Below are 14,977 nucleotides of genomic sequence, written 5' to 3'. Positions count from 1 at the left end.
AATATATGATTAGAAGTTTAACTCAATGCGCTTTGGGTCTTTTGCTGCGTTTAGGCGAGTGACCTGATCTCGGTAGTGGTTCGTTTTAGCGACTCCGATATAGTCTGAAAAATTTTCACAAGGGAAAAACTTTCCAAATGCTTCAAACTCATCGCTCTTACCCGCTTCTTTGAAGAAAGGTTCTACTTCTTCGAAGGTTTTTCTCGCAAGCTGAAAGCTATCCCACTCATAGTACTCTTGAATTGCAGCACGCCACTCTTCGGGAGTACTTGGATTTAGTGGGTCTAGAGAGTCTACTTCCCAATCAGACAGTTTTGCTCCATTTTCAAATTCACCTTTGTCATAAGCATTTTTAACTTTTGCAAATCGCGAATGCTGTATGGCATTTGCAGTCTCAAAAATTGCGTTCAAGGCTGTTGTTGTGTTCTGTCCTTTTGCCAGGCGGACCTCATGACTTTCAGGATCATACGAGCCTGATGTTCCCTTCTTAGCCGTTTTGTATGTCACTCCTGCCTTAGCTTTAAGACTAGCAAACTCTTCAGATTTATTGAGGATTGCTTCAACGATCACTCCTGGCTTACTGCCTGTCCCAACCAACTCATCCTTAAGCTCAGTCGGACCACTTGTACCACAACAGCGATGTATTCGACCTGCTGGAGATTGGTTGACTATCTGGCGTGGCTGACCAAAAGCAATTGCACTTTTCTCAGCCCGATCCCTTGAAGGCAGTCGATCGAAGGTCACACTACTTCTCTTAGCCTGAATTGCACTATTCTGTTGCACTACATGAGTTAACTCATGGGCAATCAACTCTTGCCCTCTACGGTTCCCCGGCTGATATGCTCCCTCTCGGAAAAATACATCCTGCCCGGTTGTAAATGCCCTCGCCTGAATTGATTGATTCAATTGGTCTGATTGGGCATCCGTATGCACCCTCACACCACTAAAATCTGCCCCCATAACTTGACCCATTGACTGTTGCAATCCTGTATCCAATGGCTGTCCGCTACCTCTAGCAGTATTAATAGAAGACTCTAACTCTGATGATATTTTTTCATCTGTCTTTTCTTGCTGACGCTGAATGGCAGGACGAATACTTTGCGCTAAGACTTCCTCTTCCAATTCTTTCTCTCGTTTTACGGATTGCCCTTGATTGAATTGAGATAAAGTAGGGGCATGAATTTGCTGTACTACCTGAGAAGCAACCCGATCCGCTTCCTGTTCATACTTATCTCCTGGTTGTCCAAGGGTTAGTTTCCGCTGAATCCAAGGTTGTGCCAATTCCCCTGAAGGATTAGGAACCTTATCTTGCCAAGGTGTTCCAAACCTGACTGCCTGACAGAAGTATCTCAAAGCCTTTATTTTCATAGTCTTTGAGAAAAGAGTGGAGCGACATGTGAAGCTAGATTTAAGCACAAATCAGCGTTACTCAAATGTCAGGCTCCACCCAAATTTATCGTCAACTGTTCTCCTTTTTACGTCAACACAGCCATTATCGAGATTTGCGTCATCTCATGACCCTGGGATGGATGGTGAGCGCCTTAATCTGCAGTGAACGATTATGCTTATCTGCTTGGGAATCCTATGTCCCCTGCCGAGCAAAAAAAGCCCAAAGTGTCGAGCGTCGCTGGCAACGCTTTCTGTGCAATCCGCTCATTGATGTCCACAAACTGTATGTCCCTTTGGTCCTTCTAGCGCTTAAGAACTGGCGAACCCATCGCCTTTACCTAGCGATGGATACCACGGTTTTATGGAATGAATACTGCATGATTCATGTATCCGTTGTCTGCTGTGGCAGAGCAGTACCGTTGTTATGGAAAGTATTAGAGCACAAGAGTGCGGCGGTTGCTTTTGAGGAATATCAACCGCTATTGCGTCAGGCCCGTTGGTTATTACGGCAGCATCCAGATGTCATGTTGTTAGCAGATCGTGGGTTCGCGAACCATCAACTGATGAGCTGGTTACAGCAGAGCCGTTGGCATTACTGTCTGCGTATCCCATGTGATGTCCTTCTCCATGGCCCCCGTCAATGTCCAAGAGAAGTCCGTAGGTTATGGCCATCCAAAGGAGAAGCTCTCCTCTACCGTAATGTCGGGCTTTGGGATGATGGCCTCTATCGGTGCAATTTGGTACTGGCGAATATCCGAGGCGTAAAAGAACCATGGGCAGTGATTACAGATGAATCACCCTCGTTACAAACCTTGTGGCAATACGCCTTGAGGTTTCGGGTGGAAGAATTATTCCTCGATAGTAAATCTGGTGTGTTTGAGCTTGAAGAGTCGAAAATTCGCTGTGCTGATGCTCTGGAGAGGCTGTACCTGATTGCTGCTGTGGCACTGCTATACAGCACGGCTCAGGGGATGGCTGTTCATATTAAAGGGCTACGCCAACAGGTTGATCCCCATTGGCACAGAGGCATTAGCTATCTCAAGATTGGATTGCGGTGGCTCAAGGGGGTGGTCCATAAAGGACGGGAGTTGTTGATGCCAGTCCCCTTATTCACCAAGGATCCGCAACCGTGTTTTGCCTCTAAAAAAGCTCAAAAGAAACACTACAACAAAATCTGGTTCTCTCGTATCCGCTCTCTACAGTGCAAAGCTTTATGAGCTATGGAATACAAAGATCTGTCAGGCAGTCAGGTTCCAAACCTTTCCCATTTCTCCTGTTGAGCTTTCCATTCAGCCAAACCTTCTTCATTTGTTTTAGCTTGAAGGGGGGGAGGAACTGGTGTTGTTGGTTGAGCTTGGTCTGGTGATATTGATTGAGGTATCGGTCGTGACTTAGATTTATCTGGCTTATAAGCATGAGTACGCTTCATCAACAGTCCCCCATCTGAAACCGAATTATATGCCTTCAATCCTAAACCCAAAAGCAAAATTTTCAAGATAGTTTTTAGTGGAGAAACGTCATGTCAAGACTGTCCCCGGCATCCTATTTGAGATACGAGAACAGTCCTTAGAAGTCGCTCAAGGCTATGAATTTATATCCGTTGAAATCAAGCAGGTTGCCTTCCGTATCAATGCCGTTTTCTTATCCACCCCAGAGACTTCAGATCAAACGGTTTGGTTCGTGGAAGTATAGTTTCAACGTGATCCGGTGTCTTATCAACGGTTCTTCTCTGAGATTTATCTGTATCTCAATCTGTACCTGATACCGTGGTCTGGCAAGCCGTTGTTATTTACCCTAAATGTAGCATTGAGCCTGATTATATCCAGTCTTCCGAGCCAATTTAAACAGCAATCAAGTTCACTGAATCTACCTTGATGATTTGAATGAACCCGTTGCCTCTCTTGGCATGGGTCTAATGCAGTTGATTGTGGCCGATTCAGAAGATACCGTCACCCAAGCTCAAGCTTTGCTATCAAGGTTCCAGCCTCAAGTACAGATCAATCAGAGACTTGTGGCGATAATGAAGTTAAGTGAAACGGTTGTGGTCTATACATTTCCACTACTAGACCTTATCGGAAATTAAATGGGTGAGAATAACTTCAAACGTCTATGTCGTAAGTCTTTGAGGCCGATTTTTCTCCAAAAATAAAACGCTTTCCCAGTAAGGCTTTCAGCTATTTCCGATAAGGTCTACTGAGTCGGGAAGAGATAGAGATGATGTTAGGCTTAAGCGAACTCAACCAAACGAAGGTTTACCTGAAAGTCATGTTGGAGGAGGGTCAATATCTCAAACTTCACCAACTCACTCATCGCATTTGTGACTGCTTATTATTAAATCATGCTAGCAACTGGGAGGAGTAGCAGGAATACCTCCACCGGGAGCTGACTGCTCAACAATCGAAAAATCTGTTGTGGCTAAAGTCCCTATTACAATATTGGCACGTGTACATCCCGTCAAAGCACTCAGGGAATTATCTTGAGGAGTAGCTCTAAACTCAGCAACAGTGGCGTTTGCTGCACCAAATGAATAAGTGTATTCATTTGTCGTCATAGGTAGATCAATACTCAACTGAGTAATTGAGTTAGCAAATGTTGCGCGCTCAAGACGATATACTTGCTGTGCTCGATTGACTGAACCAATATGGTTATGAGCAGCTGCTTGTTTTGCTTTAAGGGTTTGATTTAGAACAGATGGTAAGGCTATGCCAGAAAGCACTGCCATTATCACTATTGTTACCAATAATTCTAAAAGCGTAAAACCTCGATTACTATTGCGATTCTTATAATTGAGTAAATAGCGTAGAAATTGTTGATTCATCATGTCAAGCACTCAGAGGTAAAATTATTATTTATATCTACTTTTTTGTAGGCTTTTAAAAATCGGGAATTTCAAAATACATGCACTTTCTCAATTCTTGAGATGCAATTCATCTAGAATTAAAGGTTATATATGAATATAATTTTTGAAAAATCTTAGTAGTATTACTAACTTACCCGTGTCAATCATCTCAGCTGTCAGTATAAACACGGATCGCCTCCAAAAACTTATTTTATGTATAAGCTATTTATTTCTATATAGAGTGATTTTTACATAGAAAAACTACTGATAAGTACAACAAAAATATACTAATATTCAAAATACTAAAGATCGCTGAATATTATAAATAAAAAGCGTCACAGGCTCATTCAGCAATTAAATTTATTGAGAAGTCACATTTTCAACTTCACTTATTAATTCTATAAAATAGAAATTAAATTTCATAAAATATTGATATAATTGCAATTATCAACAAGGATATATTATTCCATAATTCGGAAATATTTTGTTTTGTTGCACATCACATTAAGTTGCAAAATAAGTAATATCACTGATTGTATTGATAGTTTTTAGATTTACTATTAGATATGAGAAAAATATTATTCATCACTAATGAGTTTTACATATTAATGGAACATGCTAAGCATTTCTTAGCGCTGAGACATAAAAGTACCGTATAGTCCTTCTTTATACAGCGTTTTACTCTATTAACAGGAAACCTGACATCGATATTTATCTACTTTCATATACAATATCTAAGGACCACACCCAGCTAGTCCAGGTTCAGAATAGTGATAATAAGAAATACAAACTATACTGCCAACGGCTGAGGGATTAACATTTCAGATTGAGCTATAACTCTCTCTACCAAGGAATTTGAAGCTCATCTAAAAAGTAAACTTTCAACTCGTTCGGAGTATAATTGATGGAACCTGTGATGGTGATCGAAGTTGAAATGGAGTAAGGGTTAATGGTCAACCTGCAACATATAGGCTTTTTTAATAATCGAAAGATTGTCATTTGGCAGAGTGATGATTTTCACCTATATAAATAATGATGATATTTTGAGTTATCTTATAGATATCACTCCTGAAAGAGTTCACAACCATCGTCTTTAGCTCAATTATCAACTACTTCTTTCTAGCGAAGATTCAACATCTATCATGATGGGAAAACCTTACAAGAACTCTTACAGCTCAATGACCTAAGAAAAGACTAGACTTTTAAATATAAATATTTAGCCATTATATCTAACATTAAAATACAAAAAGAATGAATAAAATATCATTAGAATTAGATCATTAAACAATCAACTTGGTTTAGTTGAAATGGCACAAAAATCATCGAACATTTGTTCTTTTAAAACTTGCAAACAACAGCATACTCAAACGGTTCACTTACTCGATAGCAACTTTAGAGTAAGTGATAGTTATGTAGAGGTTTCAACAGCGGAATTATTTGGTTTAGATGGTAAAATATTTTATTCATACTAACTAAATATTGGTAAGCCCCCGGCTCTGCCGGGGGCTTACCAATATTTACAACTCATTTCGGGTTTTATTCCATGGTTCAGATCAGCTAACCCCCATTCCCTGCATAGCCTTTCATCGTTACAGACTAAAATGACGCCAGTCATTTAGTTTACCGTTCGTGAGGAGTGCAGATGCCTCAAACTAAGTCCCATAAATGGATTCCAACATTCTTAACCCTTGAGCAGTTTGAGACATTTGTCTTACCCCATTTGCACATCGGCACTCGGGGACCTCAACCAAAGCTCTCTTTGCATGCCATCTTCAACTACATTTTGAAGTTGCTGCACTTGGGATGTCAGTGGAGTGAGTTACCCATTGAAAAGGACAAAAATGGGCGACCGGAAATTCACCACTCCAGTGTTTATCGAGCCTTTCGACGCTATGAAACCCATGGGTGTTTTGAAGACATTTTCAAAGCGTCAGTCTCAATGCTTAATGAAAAGGGAAGTTGGATGCCAGCGTTATTCATGGGGATGGGACGACCACTGCAGCCAAAAAAGGGGGCGACAATCTGGGATTTAGTGGACACAAGCACATGAAGGGTGACAAAGTGGTTGCTTTCTGTGATGGTCGAAGACCGACCTTCGGTCATCGCAACTGCAATATCATCTCTCCATTTGTGAGTGCCCCAGGTAACCGGAACGAGTCACCTCTATTCAAAACGGCACTGACGCAAGTGATGAGTACGGCCCGAACAGTAGGCATAGACTTGATTGGGACTGTCGTCAGCTTGGATGGCGTGTACGATAGTCGTGAGAATCGCAAGGCCATTTTTAATCGGGGTATGGTGCCGAATATCAATAAAAATCTACGTGGGAGAAAGACGCCAAAGCCAGGTCCAAAAAGGCTGTTCGATTCATCCATCTTCCAAGAAAGATTCAATACCATTGAGCGAGTCTTTGCCTGGGAGGATAAATTCAAGCGCTTGTTGCTGTGATTCAAACGGATCAGCAAACTGCACTATGCCTTGAAAAGCTTGGCATATACGATGATCAATCTTCGGCATTTTTGCCAAGGTTAGGATCGATTTGAAATCTAATCATTCCAGAGGTCTCTAATACAGTGACCGATTTTTTCATGCCTATAAAATGGAATAATAGGGAGAATTCTCAAAGTAAAGCGATTCAATTGCTAGTTTCTACTTTCTCAGTTGTTCATATTAGATTTAAAAGTCAATATTTTAGGTTAGCTGGTTAAAAACTCAAAATGAGTTGATAGTGAGTATAGTTAAATAAATTATAAGTCAACATCCTCTTATACTCCGAACGAGTTGAAAGTTTACTTTTTAGATGAGCTTCAAATTCCTTGGTAGAGAGAGTTATAGCTCAATCTGAAATGTTAAGCCCTCAGCCGTTGGCAGTATATCTCGTTCAGCAGCCTTCTTGTCTGCTCAGAGCAATGTTGGTGGCTGAGCTTCAACAGTGAATTAATTTTCTATTTCTCCATGGCAGGGTTGTTTTACGTTACTCCTAGAAAAAATAGGATGGTTCTACTGACCAACAGTAGAGAGACCGATGAGCCATCTAATCGATACTTTGAAGCAAGTCCCGGATTTCCGCAGTGCCCATGGCCGTATTCATCCGTTATGGCTGCTGTTGCTATTGATGGTGATGGGCATGCTTGCTGGATATCAAGGGTACCGTCCGTTAGAAACCTTTGTGAGCGATTATCGCCAGCCTTTAAGTGAGCTATTGGGGCTTGAGAGCCTCGAAGTTCCGTCTCACTGTACCTTTCGTCGAGTGATGAAGGGGCTTGACTTCCACGCGTTGAGCCACCAATTTGAAGCATGGATGCTCTCGAAAGCCCAGACTCACTCTCCCGATAATTATGCAGCCTCCATTGATGGCAAACGGATTCGTCAGGGGCTGACAGATGCCAAGGGGAAGCAGCGTTTTGTGGGCTTGGTGAGTTTATTTGCGGTGGAAGCAGGCATCACCCTCAAGCTCGAAGCCCTCACTCAGGAGGATAATAGCGAAATCAAAGTCGTGCAGGCACTGTTGGAAACCCTTCAACTCGATGGCTTACTGATTACCATGGATGCCTTACACGCCCAAAAAACACTTGAGAAGATTGTGGCCTCGGGTAATGACTATCTCGTGGCGGTCAAATCCAACCAGGGAAGACTTTACGACCACCTCCAGACTTACTTTGAGTGTCTTAAACCCATGGCTGAGCACATCCACTCCGCCCAAAGTAGAGGACGAGATGAACATCGGTGTATACAGGTTTATGAGCCTGTCGGCATAGCCCTACAAGAATGGACAGCAATTCGCTCTGTACTTTGTGTCCAACGATGGGGTACTCGCAAAGGAAAGGAGTATCACAATACGGCCTATTACATCAGTTCAGCTGCCACCTCACCCCAGCATTGGCAATCTCTGGTCCGAGAACATTGGGGCATTGAAAATCGGTTGCATTGGCCGAAGGATGTTGTTTTTGGCGAAGATGATTATCGACTCGAAGATGAACAAGCACTGCTCAATTGGTCAGTGCTTAGAACTATTGGGATTAATATCCTGCGGCTAAACGACTATCAATCCCTCAAAACCGCGATGACTAAGCTTGCTAATCGGGTCGATATTATTTTTTCGCTGCTAACTTAAAACAGCCCTGTTCTCCATGGTGCTTCTGTTCCTTTCTCATTTGGTCGAATACATTTTCTTCTTGTCTAAAATCAAGTTCTTTTTTCTGATGTTTTTATTCAGTCTGGGGAATGCTAGGGACAGTGCATCACTACCATGGGTGATGGACTCTTACGATCAACCTTGACGCCCCCTTCAGGAAGAAGCTGACTATGGGATCGCGCTGGCCTGTAACTTGGCAACCCGTATCCACCAGCATCATTAACCCCCAGCCACTAACCGTGACTGTCGATACTCCTGTGATGTCGGTCTTGAAGCAGATGAGCCAGCTTTATGGGGCAGCCTGTGCATTTCCCATAGACCCAAAGGAATCCTTGCTTCAAGCGAGCTGTGCCATCGTTACCCATTCATCAGGACGGCTGGCAGGGGTTTTTACTGAACGAGATCTAGTTCAATTGATGGTGGAGGGACAAGATCTTGCCCATGCCTACATTGGGGATGTCCTTCGTGACTTGCCAGTCACAATTTCTCCAGAACAGTGCCAAGATATTTCTGCCCCATTATTTTTAATGAGGAGGGCGAAGGTACAGCATTTACCTGTGGTGACTTCCCAGCAAAAAGTGTTGGGAATCGTTACTTTGGACAGCCTTTGTCAGGCAATTGAAGCAACCAACTTTTTGCAACTATGGTCTGTGCAGGCAGTGATGTCTACTGAGGTGGTTTGTGCAGCCCCCTCCATGTCAATCTTATACCAAATCCGATTTATATAACTCCGATATAATGCATAATTAAAGAATGCCAAGAAAACTGTATCTAGAACCTCATTTTTCGCCTGACGAGCTGAAGTCTCATTATCGAGCCAGCCAAGACCCAGTAGAATCGCGCCGCTGGCATCTGCTGTGGCTCGTCAGTGAGCAAACAACGCTAACTCAAGCAGCCCAAGTGGTCGGTCTCAACTACGATTACGCTCGAGAAATCGTCAGGGAGTATAACCACAATGGCGCCCATGGGTTACGCAACCGACGCAAAGATAAGCGACCTCATCAATCTCGCAGTCTTCTGACTCAAGACCAATGTGCACAATTGTTGACTCGTCTACAAACCCCACCCGCCGACGGTGGTCTATGGAACGGCCCCAAAGTAGCCCAGGTCATCGCTCAGATGACAGGAGTCGATAAGGTTTGGCCCCAACGCGGTTGGGACTATCTCAAGCGATTGGAGCAGTCCCTGCAATGCCCACGTCCTCACCACCGTAAAGGTGAACCAGAGGCCCAAGCCGCTTTTAAAAAAACTGCCTAAGTACAAAGCAGAATTGGAGCGACGCTACCCTAATGCTCAGGTCGAAGTTTGGTCCTTGGATGAACATCGTTTAGGCCTTAAACCCATTATTCGAAAGATTTGGGCGCCTGTGGGTCAGCGTCCAATTGCTGAGGTGGACCATCGCTATGAATGGACCTATCTGTATGGATTCGTTCATCCCGCAACTGGCAATACCGAATGGTTCATTCTGCCTCGGGTCAATGGAGAATGGTTTAATCAAGCCCTACAAAGCTTTGCTCAGCAAGTTGGAGCGGGAAAGCACAAACAGATTCTTCTCGTTCTCGATGGAGCCGGATGGCATACCTGTAAAAATCTGGTGGTACCTAAAGGCATTCATCTGAAGGTTTTACCCCCCTATTCTCCAGAGCTACAGCCCGCTGAACGGTTGTGGCGGCTAGCGGATGAACCACTGGCCAATCGATGCTTTGAGACCCTGGATGAGTTGGAAGATGTGCTCGAGCAGCGCTGTCGAACTTTAATGACAATGCAATCAGACATTCAAGCTCTCACTCACTACCATTGGTGGCCAGCTTGACAGATAAGATATTTCGGGGGTTAATGAGTCGGATTTGGTATTAGAAGTTGCCTGTCAAATGCATGCTCACCATACGAGTTGTGCAGTGGTTACTTGTCAGAAACAGCAAATGACACAACCCATTGGCATCATCACTGAACGAGATATCTTGCAACTACAAATCTTAGGGATTCCAACGACTACCACCTTCGTTGAGCAAGTGATGAGTAGCCCACTATTTTCTGTCGATCCTAGAGATAGTCTGTGGTCGGTGTATCAACAAATGCGTCACCACCACATTCGCCGGATGGTGGTGGTTGATTCAAATCAAATTTTGGGGATTGTCAATCAAGATGATCTGCTCCATTTATTCGATCCATTGGCGACGAACGCTTTATCAGAAGCTCTGCAAGGGCAGGTTAAGCAGTTAAGGCTAGAAAAAGTTGACCTATTGCAGGGCCAAAGTTATGGCACAAAGACCCAACAGTCGCTAGAAGATATTAACCATGCCAACGATCAAGTTCAACTCTTAAAACAGCAGAATCAGCGACTTCAACAGGAACTTAAGCATAAGGAGCAAGCGGAAGCAGAATTAAGCCAACAAATTAAGAAGGAACGACTCCTCCGACTCATCACCCAAGAGATCCATCGCACCACAGATCTCAAGGAACTACAGTCTATTGTTGTCCATCAAGTCCGTCAGGCTGTTGGTGCTGATCGAGCCTTGCTATTTCGCTTGATGCCAGGGGGTGGCGGCATCATTCTCGAGGAATCTGTTCTCCCGAACTATCCTGCAATGGAAGAGTTAGACGGGGAAGATCAAGATTTCCCACCTGAATATTATGAATTTTATCTCCACAGACAACCTCGAATCGTTTTGGATATGGACCAAGATGACTGGAGTCAATGCCTAAAGCAATTCTGGCTGCCAGCTCAAGTCAAATCTAAAATTGTGTCCCCTATTGTACAGTCCCAAGATCATGGCCACAGCCGATTGTGGGGGCTGTTGGTTGTTCATGCCTGTGAATACCATCGGGTGTGGCAGCCAGATGAAGCATTATTTCTGCAGCAAGTGGCCAATCAATTTGCGGTTGCAGTTCAACAAGCTGATTTAGCCATACAGTTGCAGCAAGAGTTAGTAGAACGTCAACAAAGCGATCGGGCTTTAGCTCAAGAGTTACAGCGATCACAACTGTTGGGAAAAATCGCTCAGAAGGTTCACGAAAGTTTGGATAGCCTGCATGTTTTTGAAACGGCAGTGGTAGAAATTCGTCGTGCTCTCAAAGCGAGTCGATGCAACATTTATATCTATAGTGCTACGGATGAACCTCATTTTTCTTTGATATTTCATGACTATGAAGCGGATTATCCTGACCGTGGTCCAGAGATTGTCCGCTTGGCCGACCATGAGTATGCACGACGACTGGTAAGCCAATCAGAAGCCATTGTCAGCCCCCAGGTTCAATCTGATCCATTATTGGCCAACTGCTTACCAATGGTTAACGCACTGTCCATTCAATCCATGGTTAGTATTCGTACGTCTTATCAAGGTGATGTGAATGGAGCGATTACGATTAGCCAATGCGATCGCAGCCGGGATTGGACTCCTGAGGAAGTAGACTTACTTGCTGCAGTCGCCACAGAAGTTGGCATTGCTCTAGCTCATGCCAACTTACTGGCCCAAGAACTCCAACAGCGAGCACAACTCTCCCAAAAGAACCAACAGCTGCAAACTGAAATCGAAGAGAAGCAACAAACACAGACCCTTCTCAAACTCGTGATGGATTCTATTCCCCAGGCAATCTTTTGGAAGGACAAGGCCTCTCGCTATTTAGGGTGTAATCAAGCTTTTGCCCAAGAAGCAGGTTTTAACACTGCAGAAGATATTATTGGCAAAACGGATCAAGAAATGCCTTGGTCATCGGAAGAAGCTGAATGGCATCGGCTCTCTGATCTAGAGGTCATGAACTCCAAGCAACCTCAATTCCATGTGCTTGAAACTCACCTACGGGCCGACGGGACCAAAACTTGGTTGGATACCAATAAAGTCCCCCTTCATAACCTTAAAGGGCAAGTCGTGGGTCTTTTGGGAACCTCGGAAGACATCACAGAGCGAATTCAGGTCGAAACCGAGCTGCAACAGCAGCTCCAACGAGAACAGGTCTTATCGGAGATTACCAACCAAATTCGTCGAAGTCTCGATCTTGATGTCCTTTTAAAGTCAGCCGTAAATCAGCTTCGTGATCTATTCCAAGTGAGCCGATGTTCATTTTTTACCTACTCGGACCAGCCTAATTCACAACTCATTCTCTCCGCCCAAGCCTATGCACACCCCGAATGGGAAGCCGCTCTTTCTGATCCTCTTCCCACCTCAGATCATCCTCGTCTCATAAAGTTACTTGCGAATGATCGAGTACATGCTGTGTCTGATATTTGGCAAGAGCCTAGCCTTTCAACATCAGAGAAAGAACTGTTATCAACTTCCCTTAGAATTGGGGCTTATCTCAGCGTTAGAACGGCTTTTAAACATCATCCGAATGGCATTATTTTCCTCGACCAATGCGAGCGCCGACGGAATTGGACCAAAGATGAAATCTCTCTATTGGGAGCAGTTGCGGCTCAGCTAGGGATTGCCGTTGCCCATGCTGATTTATTAGCGGATGAACAGAAGCAGCGTCAGAGTTTGAATCTTCAGAATCATCGTCTTCAAGAAGAGATCGTTAATCGAAATCAGGCGGAAAGGGCTTTAGCCAAGCAACTCGAAAAAGCTGAACTATTAGAGCAAATTGTTCGGCAAATTCGACAAAGTCTAGAACCCCAGTTAATTTTTCGCACTGCTGTGACCCAGGTAAGGAAATTACTGGCTGTAGATCGCGTCTGCATCTATCGGTTTATTGAGGATGCTGGCTACTCTCAAGGCATGATGGTTGCGGAAGAAGTACTCCCAGAGTTTCCGTCTGCCCTCACAGCACAAGTTCGAGACCAATGCTTTGGTGATGAATATGCAACTCAGTATCAGAACGGTCGCTTTCAAGCTGTTGCCGATATCTATGATGCTGGCCTCAGTGAGTGCCATATTGAGATTTTGGACCTGTTCCATATTCGTGCCAACTTGGTTTTGCCTCTCCTTCAGGGAGATAATTTGTGGGGATTACTCTGTATCCATCAATGTTCAGGGCCACGGTCTTGGCAGCCTGATGAAATAGAATTTGTGCAAAAGATTGCGAATCAGCTTGGTATTGCCCTCTATCAAGCGGAACTCTTGCTGAAAGAGCAACACCAACGTCATGTTTTATCCGTTCGAAGTCAAGAATTGACCTTCAATAATCAGCAATTAGCAAAGGCTAAACAGGAAGCCGAAACAGCTCAAAAGAAAGCAGAACAGGCTAATCGAGCCAAAAGTATTTTTCTGGCAAATATGAGCCATGAACTGAGGACACCCTTAAATGCCATCCTTGGTTTTAGCCAGTTGATTAGTCGCGACCCCAGCACCCCAAACTATCAGCAAGAGCAGCTCGAAATTATTAATCGCAGTGGTGAACATCTGCTGGCCTTAATCAACGATGTTCTCACCATGTCCAAAATTGAGGCAGGACGGTCTTCTCTACGTTCCCAAATTGTAGATCTACCGTTGCTTCTAGATACCGTGGAAAATATGCTTGGCCTTAAAGCAGAGAAAAAAGGTCTAAAACTGATATTTGATCGTGGACCTAACTCCCCTCACTACATTCGGACTGATCCAGGCAAACTCCGTCAGGTATTAATGAACTTATTGAGTAATGCCATTAAATTTACGACCAGTGGTCATGTCCAGTTATGCCTAGAGTCTAATACCTTAGATACCCCAGAGGGTTCTGGAGTTCCTCCATTATTAGACATCCGGTTTACGGTTTCAGATACCGGGTCAGGCATTGCCCCAGAAGAACTTAAGTTGTTATTTGAACCGTTTGCTCAGACAGAAACCGGGCGTCAATCCCAAGAAGGGACGGGTTTAGGCTTAGCCATTAGTCGGCAGTTTGTACAGATCATGGGAGGTAATCTTACTGCCCACAGTATCCATAATCAGGGAACAACGTTCACGTTTAATATCGTGGTTGAAACTGTCCTGCAGCAAAAGCAACTTGGTTCCCATCGTCAGGTCATGCAACTCTTACCGGGACAACCTCACTATCGAATTTTAGTGGTAGAAGACAATGTCGATAGTCGTGAGCTGTTGGTAACCTTACTGGAAACCGTAGGTTTTACCGTGAAGGCTGCCGAGAATGGTGAAGTAGCCATTGCACTGTGCCAATCATGGCAACCCCATTTAGTTTGGATGGATTTGCGGTTACCTGTTTTAGATGGTCTGAGCGCGACTCGTTTGATCAAGCAGCTGGAGACACCCCCAGTGGTCATTGCCTTAACCGCTAATGCCTTTGATGAAGATCGTGACTTGGCACTACAAGCAGGGTGTGATGACTTTGTCCATAAACCCTATCGAGAAGCCAGTATTTTCGAGAAAATGGCCCTTCATTTAGAAGTGCAGTATCAGTATCAAGAGAAGGAACTGCTCAAATCAACGATTCCCACCCTCAATGTGGAGCAGCTCGCTCAAATGCCTCGCTCTTGGCTAGTTCAATTACATCAAGCGACCAACAACCTCGACCAACACATGGTTGAACTTCTCCTGGATGAGCTTGATGAGACCAATCAACCCTTACAAGAAGCCCTTAGGCATCTAGTGCATGAGTTTCGTTATGACGAAATTTTAGCGGTGACTCATCCTCTCCTTTCCCCGCTCCTCCAAGACTCTACTGAACCCCCTCAAGACTCTACTGAATAA

11 protein-coding genes and 1 pseudogene are annotated in these 14,977 nt (G+C 44.1%); 10 read left to right on the top strand and 2 right to left on the bottom strand.

The features are described from left to right. Window positions 1–9: 9 nt before the first annotated feature. Window positions 10–1,275 (bottom strand): annotated as a pseudogene (locus ON05_RS01275) (DUF4157 domain-containing protein); the annotation flags it as partial. 158 nt (window positions 1,276–1,433) lie between these two features. Here ON05_RS01275 and ON05_RS01270 point away from each other — a divergent pair. The 3 genes from ON05_RS01270 (at window position 1,434) to ON05_RS01260 (ending at window position 3,472) form a co-directional block, all read left to right on the top strand. Further along, complete coding sequence (locus ON05_RS01270; RefSeq protein WP_010474356.1) at window positions 1,434–2,606, top strand: transposase; 1,173 nt, start codon at window positions 1,434–1,436, stop codon at window positions 2,604–2,606. A 289-nt stretch (window positions 2,607–2,895) separates the two neighbouring features. Continuing rightward, window positions 2,896–3,081 carry a DUF2887 domain-containing protein gene (locus ON05_RS01265; protein ID WP_050857553.1) on the top strand — a complete coding sequence of 62 codons (186 nt, stop codon included), beginning with the start codon at window positions 2,896–2,898 and terminating at the stop codon, window positions 3,079–3,081. 214 nt (window positions 3,082–3,295) lie between these two features. Continuing rightward, a complete protein-coding gene (locus ON05_RS01260) occupies window positions 3,296–3,472 on the top strand; it encodes a DUF2887 domain-containing protein (RefSeq protein ID WP_316964583.1) in 177 nt (58 codons plus the stop codon). Window positions 3,473–3,730: 258 nt separating this feature from the next. Here ON05_RS01260 and ON05_RS01255 read toward each other — a convergent pair whose 3' ends face one another. After that, a complete protein-coding gene (locus tag ON05_RS01255; protein ID WP_039782462.1) occupies window positions 3,731–4,210 on the bottom strand; it encodes a type IV pilin protein in 480 nt (159 codons plus the stop codon). A 1,660-nt stretch (window positions 4,211–5,870) separates the two neighbouring features. Between ON05_RS01255 and ON05_RS01250 the strand changes: the two genes are divergently transcribed. From ON05_RS01250 to ON05_RS01220, 7 genes are all read left to right on the top strand, one after another. Next, the gene (locus ON05_RS01250; protein WP_262561036.1) at window positions 5,871–6,278 is read left to right on the top strand and encodes a transposase; all 408 of its coding nucleotides are present in this window, start codon (window positions 5,871–5,873) and stop codon (window positions 6,276–6,278) included. Further along, the gene (locus ON05_RS01245) at window positions 6,275–6,676 is read left to right on the top strand and encodes a hypothetical protein (RefSeq protein WP_262561035.1); all 402 of its coding nucleotides are present in this window, start codon (window positions 6,275–6,277) and stop codon (window positions 6,674–6,676) included. The genes ON05_RS01250 and ON05_RS01245 overlap by 4 nt, the downstream gene beginning before the upstream one ends. Before the next feature lie 577 nt (window positions 6,677–7,253). After that, entirely contained in the window at window positions 7,254–8,342 is a 1,089-nt protein-coding gene (locus tag ON05_RS01240) for an ISAs1 family transposase (RefSeq protein ID WP_262561034.1), read from the top strand. Window positions 8,343–8,533: 191 nt separating this feature from the next. Then, complete coding sequence (locus tag ON05_RS01235) at window positions 8,534–9,091, top strand: CBS domain-containing protein (protein ID WP_010472987.1); 558 nt, start codon at window positions 8,534–8,536, stop codon at window positions 9,089–9,091. A gap of 25 nt (window positions 9,092–9,116) precedes the next feature. After that, window positions 9,117–9,620, top strand: a complete 504-nt coding sequence (locus ON05_RS01230; RefSeq protein WP_010482719.1) for a winged helix-turn-helix domain-containing protein — start codon at window positions 9,117–9,119, stop codon at window positions 9,618–9,620. A 13-nt stretch (window positions 9,621–9,633) separates the two neighbouring features. Further along, window positions 9,634–10,176, top strand: a complete 543-nt coding sequence (locus ON05_RS01225) for an IS630 family transposase (protein ID WP_262560991.1) — start codon at window positions 9,634–9,636, stop codon at window positions 10,174–10,176. A 10-nt stretch (window positions 10,177–10,186) separates the two neighbouring features. After that, on the top strand, window positions 10,187–14,977 hold the full coding sequence (locus ON05_RS01220; protein WP_262562128.1) for a GAF domain-containing protein: 4,791 nt from the start codon (window positions 10,187–10,189) through the stop codon (window positions 14,975–14,977).

The organism is Acaryochloris sp. CCMEE 5410, from assembly GCF_000238775.2.
GTDB lineage: Bacteria > Cyanobacteriota > Cyanobacteriia > Thermosynechococcales > Thermosynechococcaceae > Acaryochloris.
This window is presented reverse-complemented; position numbering and strand designations above follow the sequence as displayed.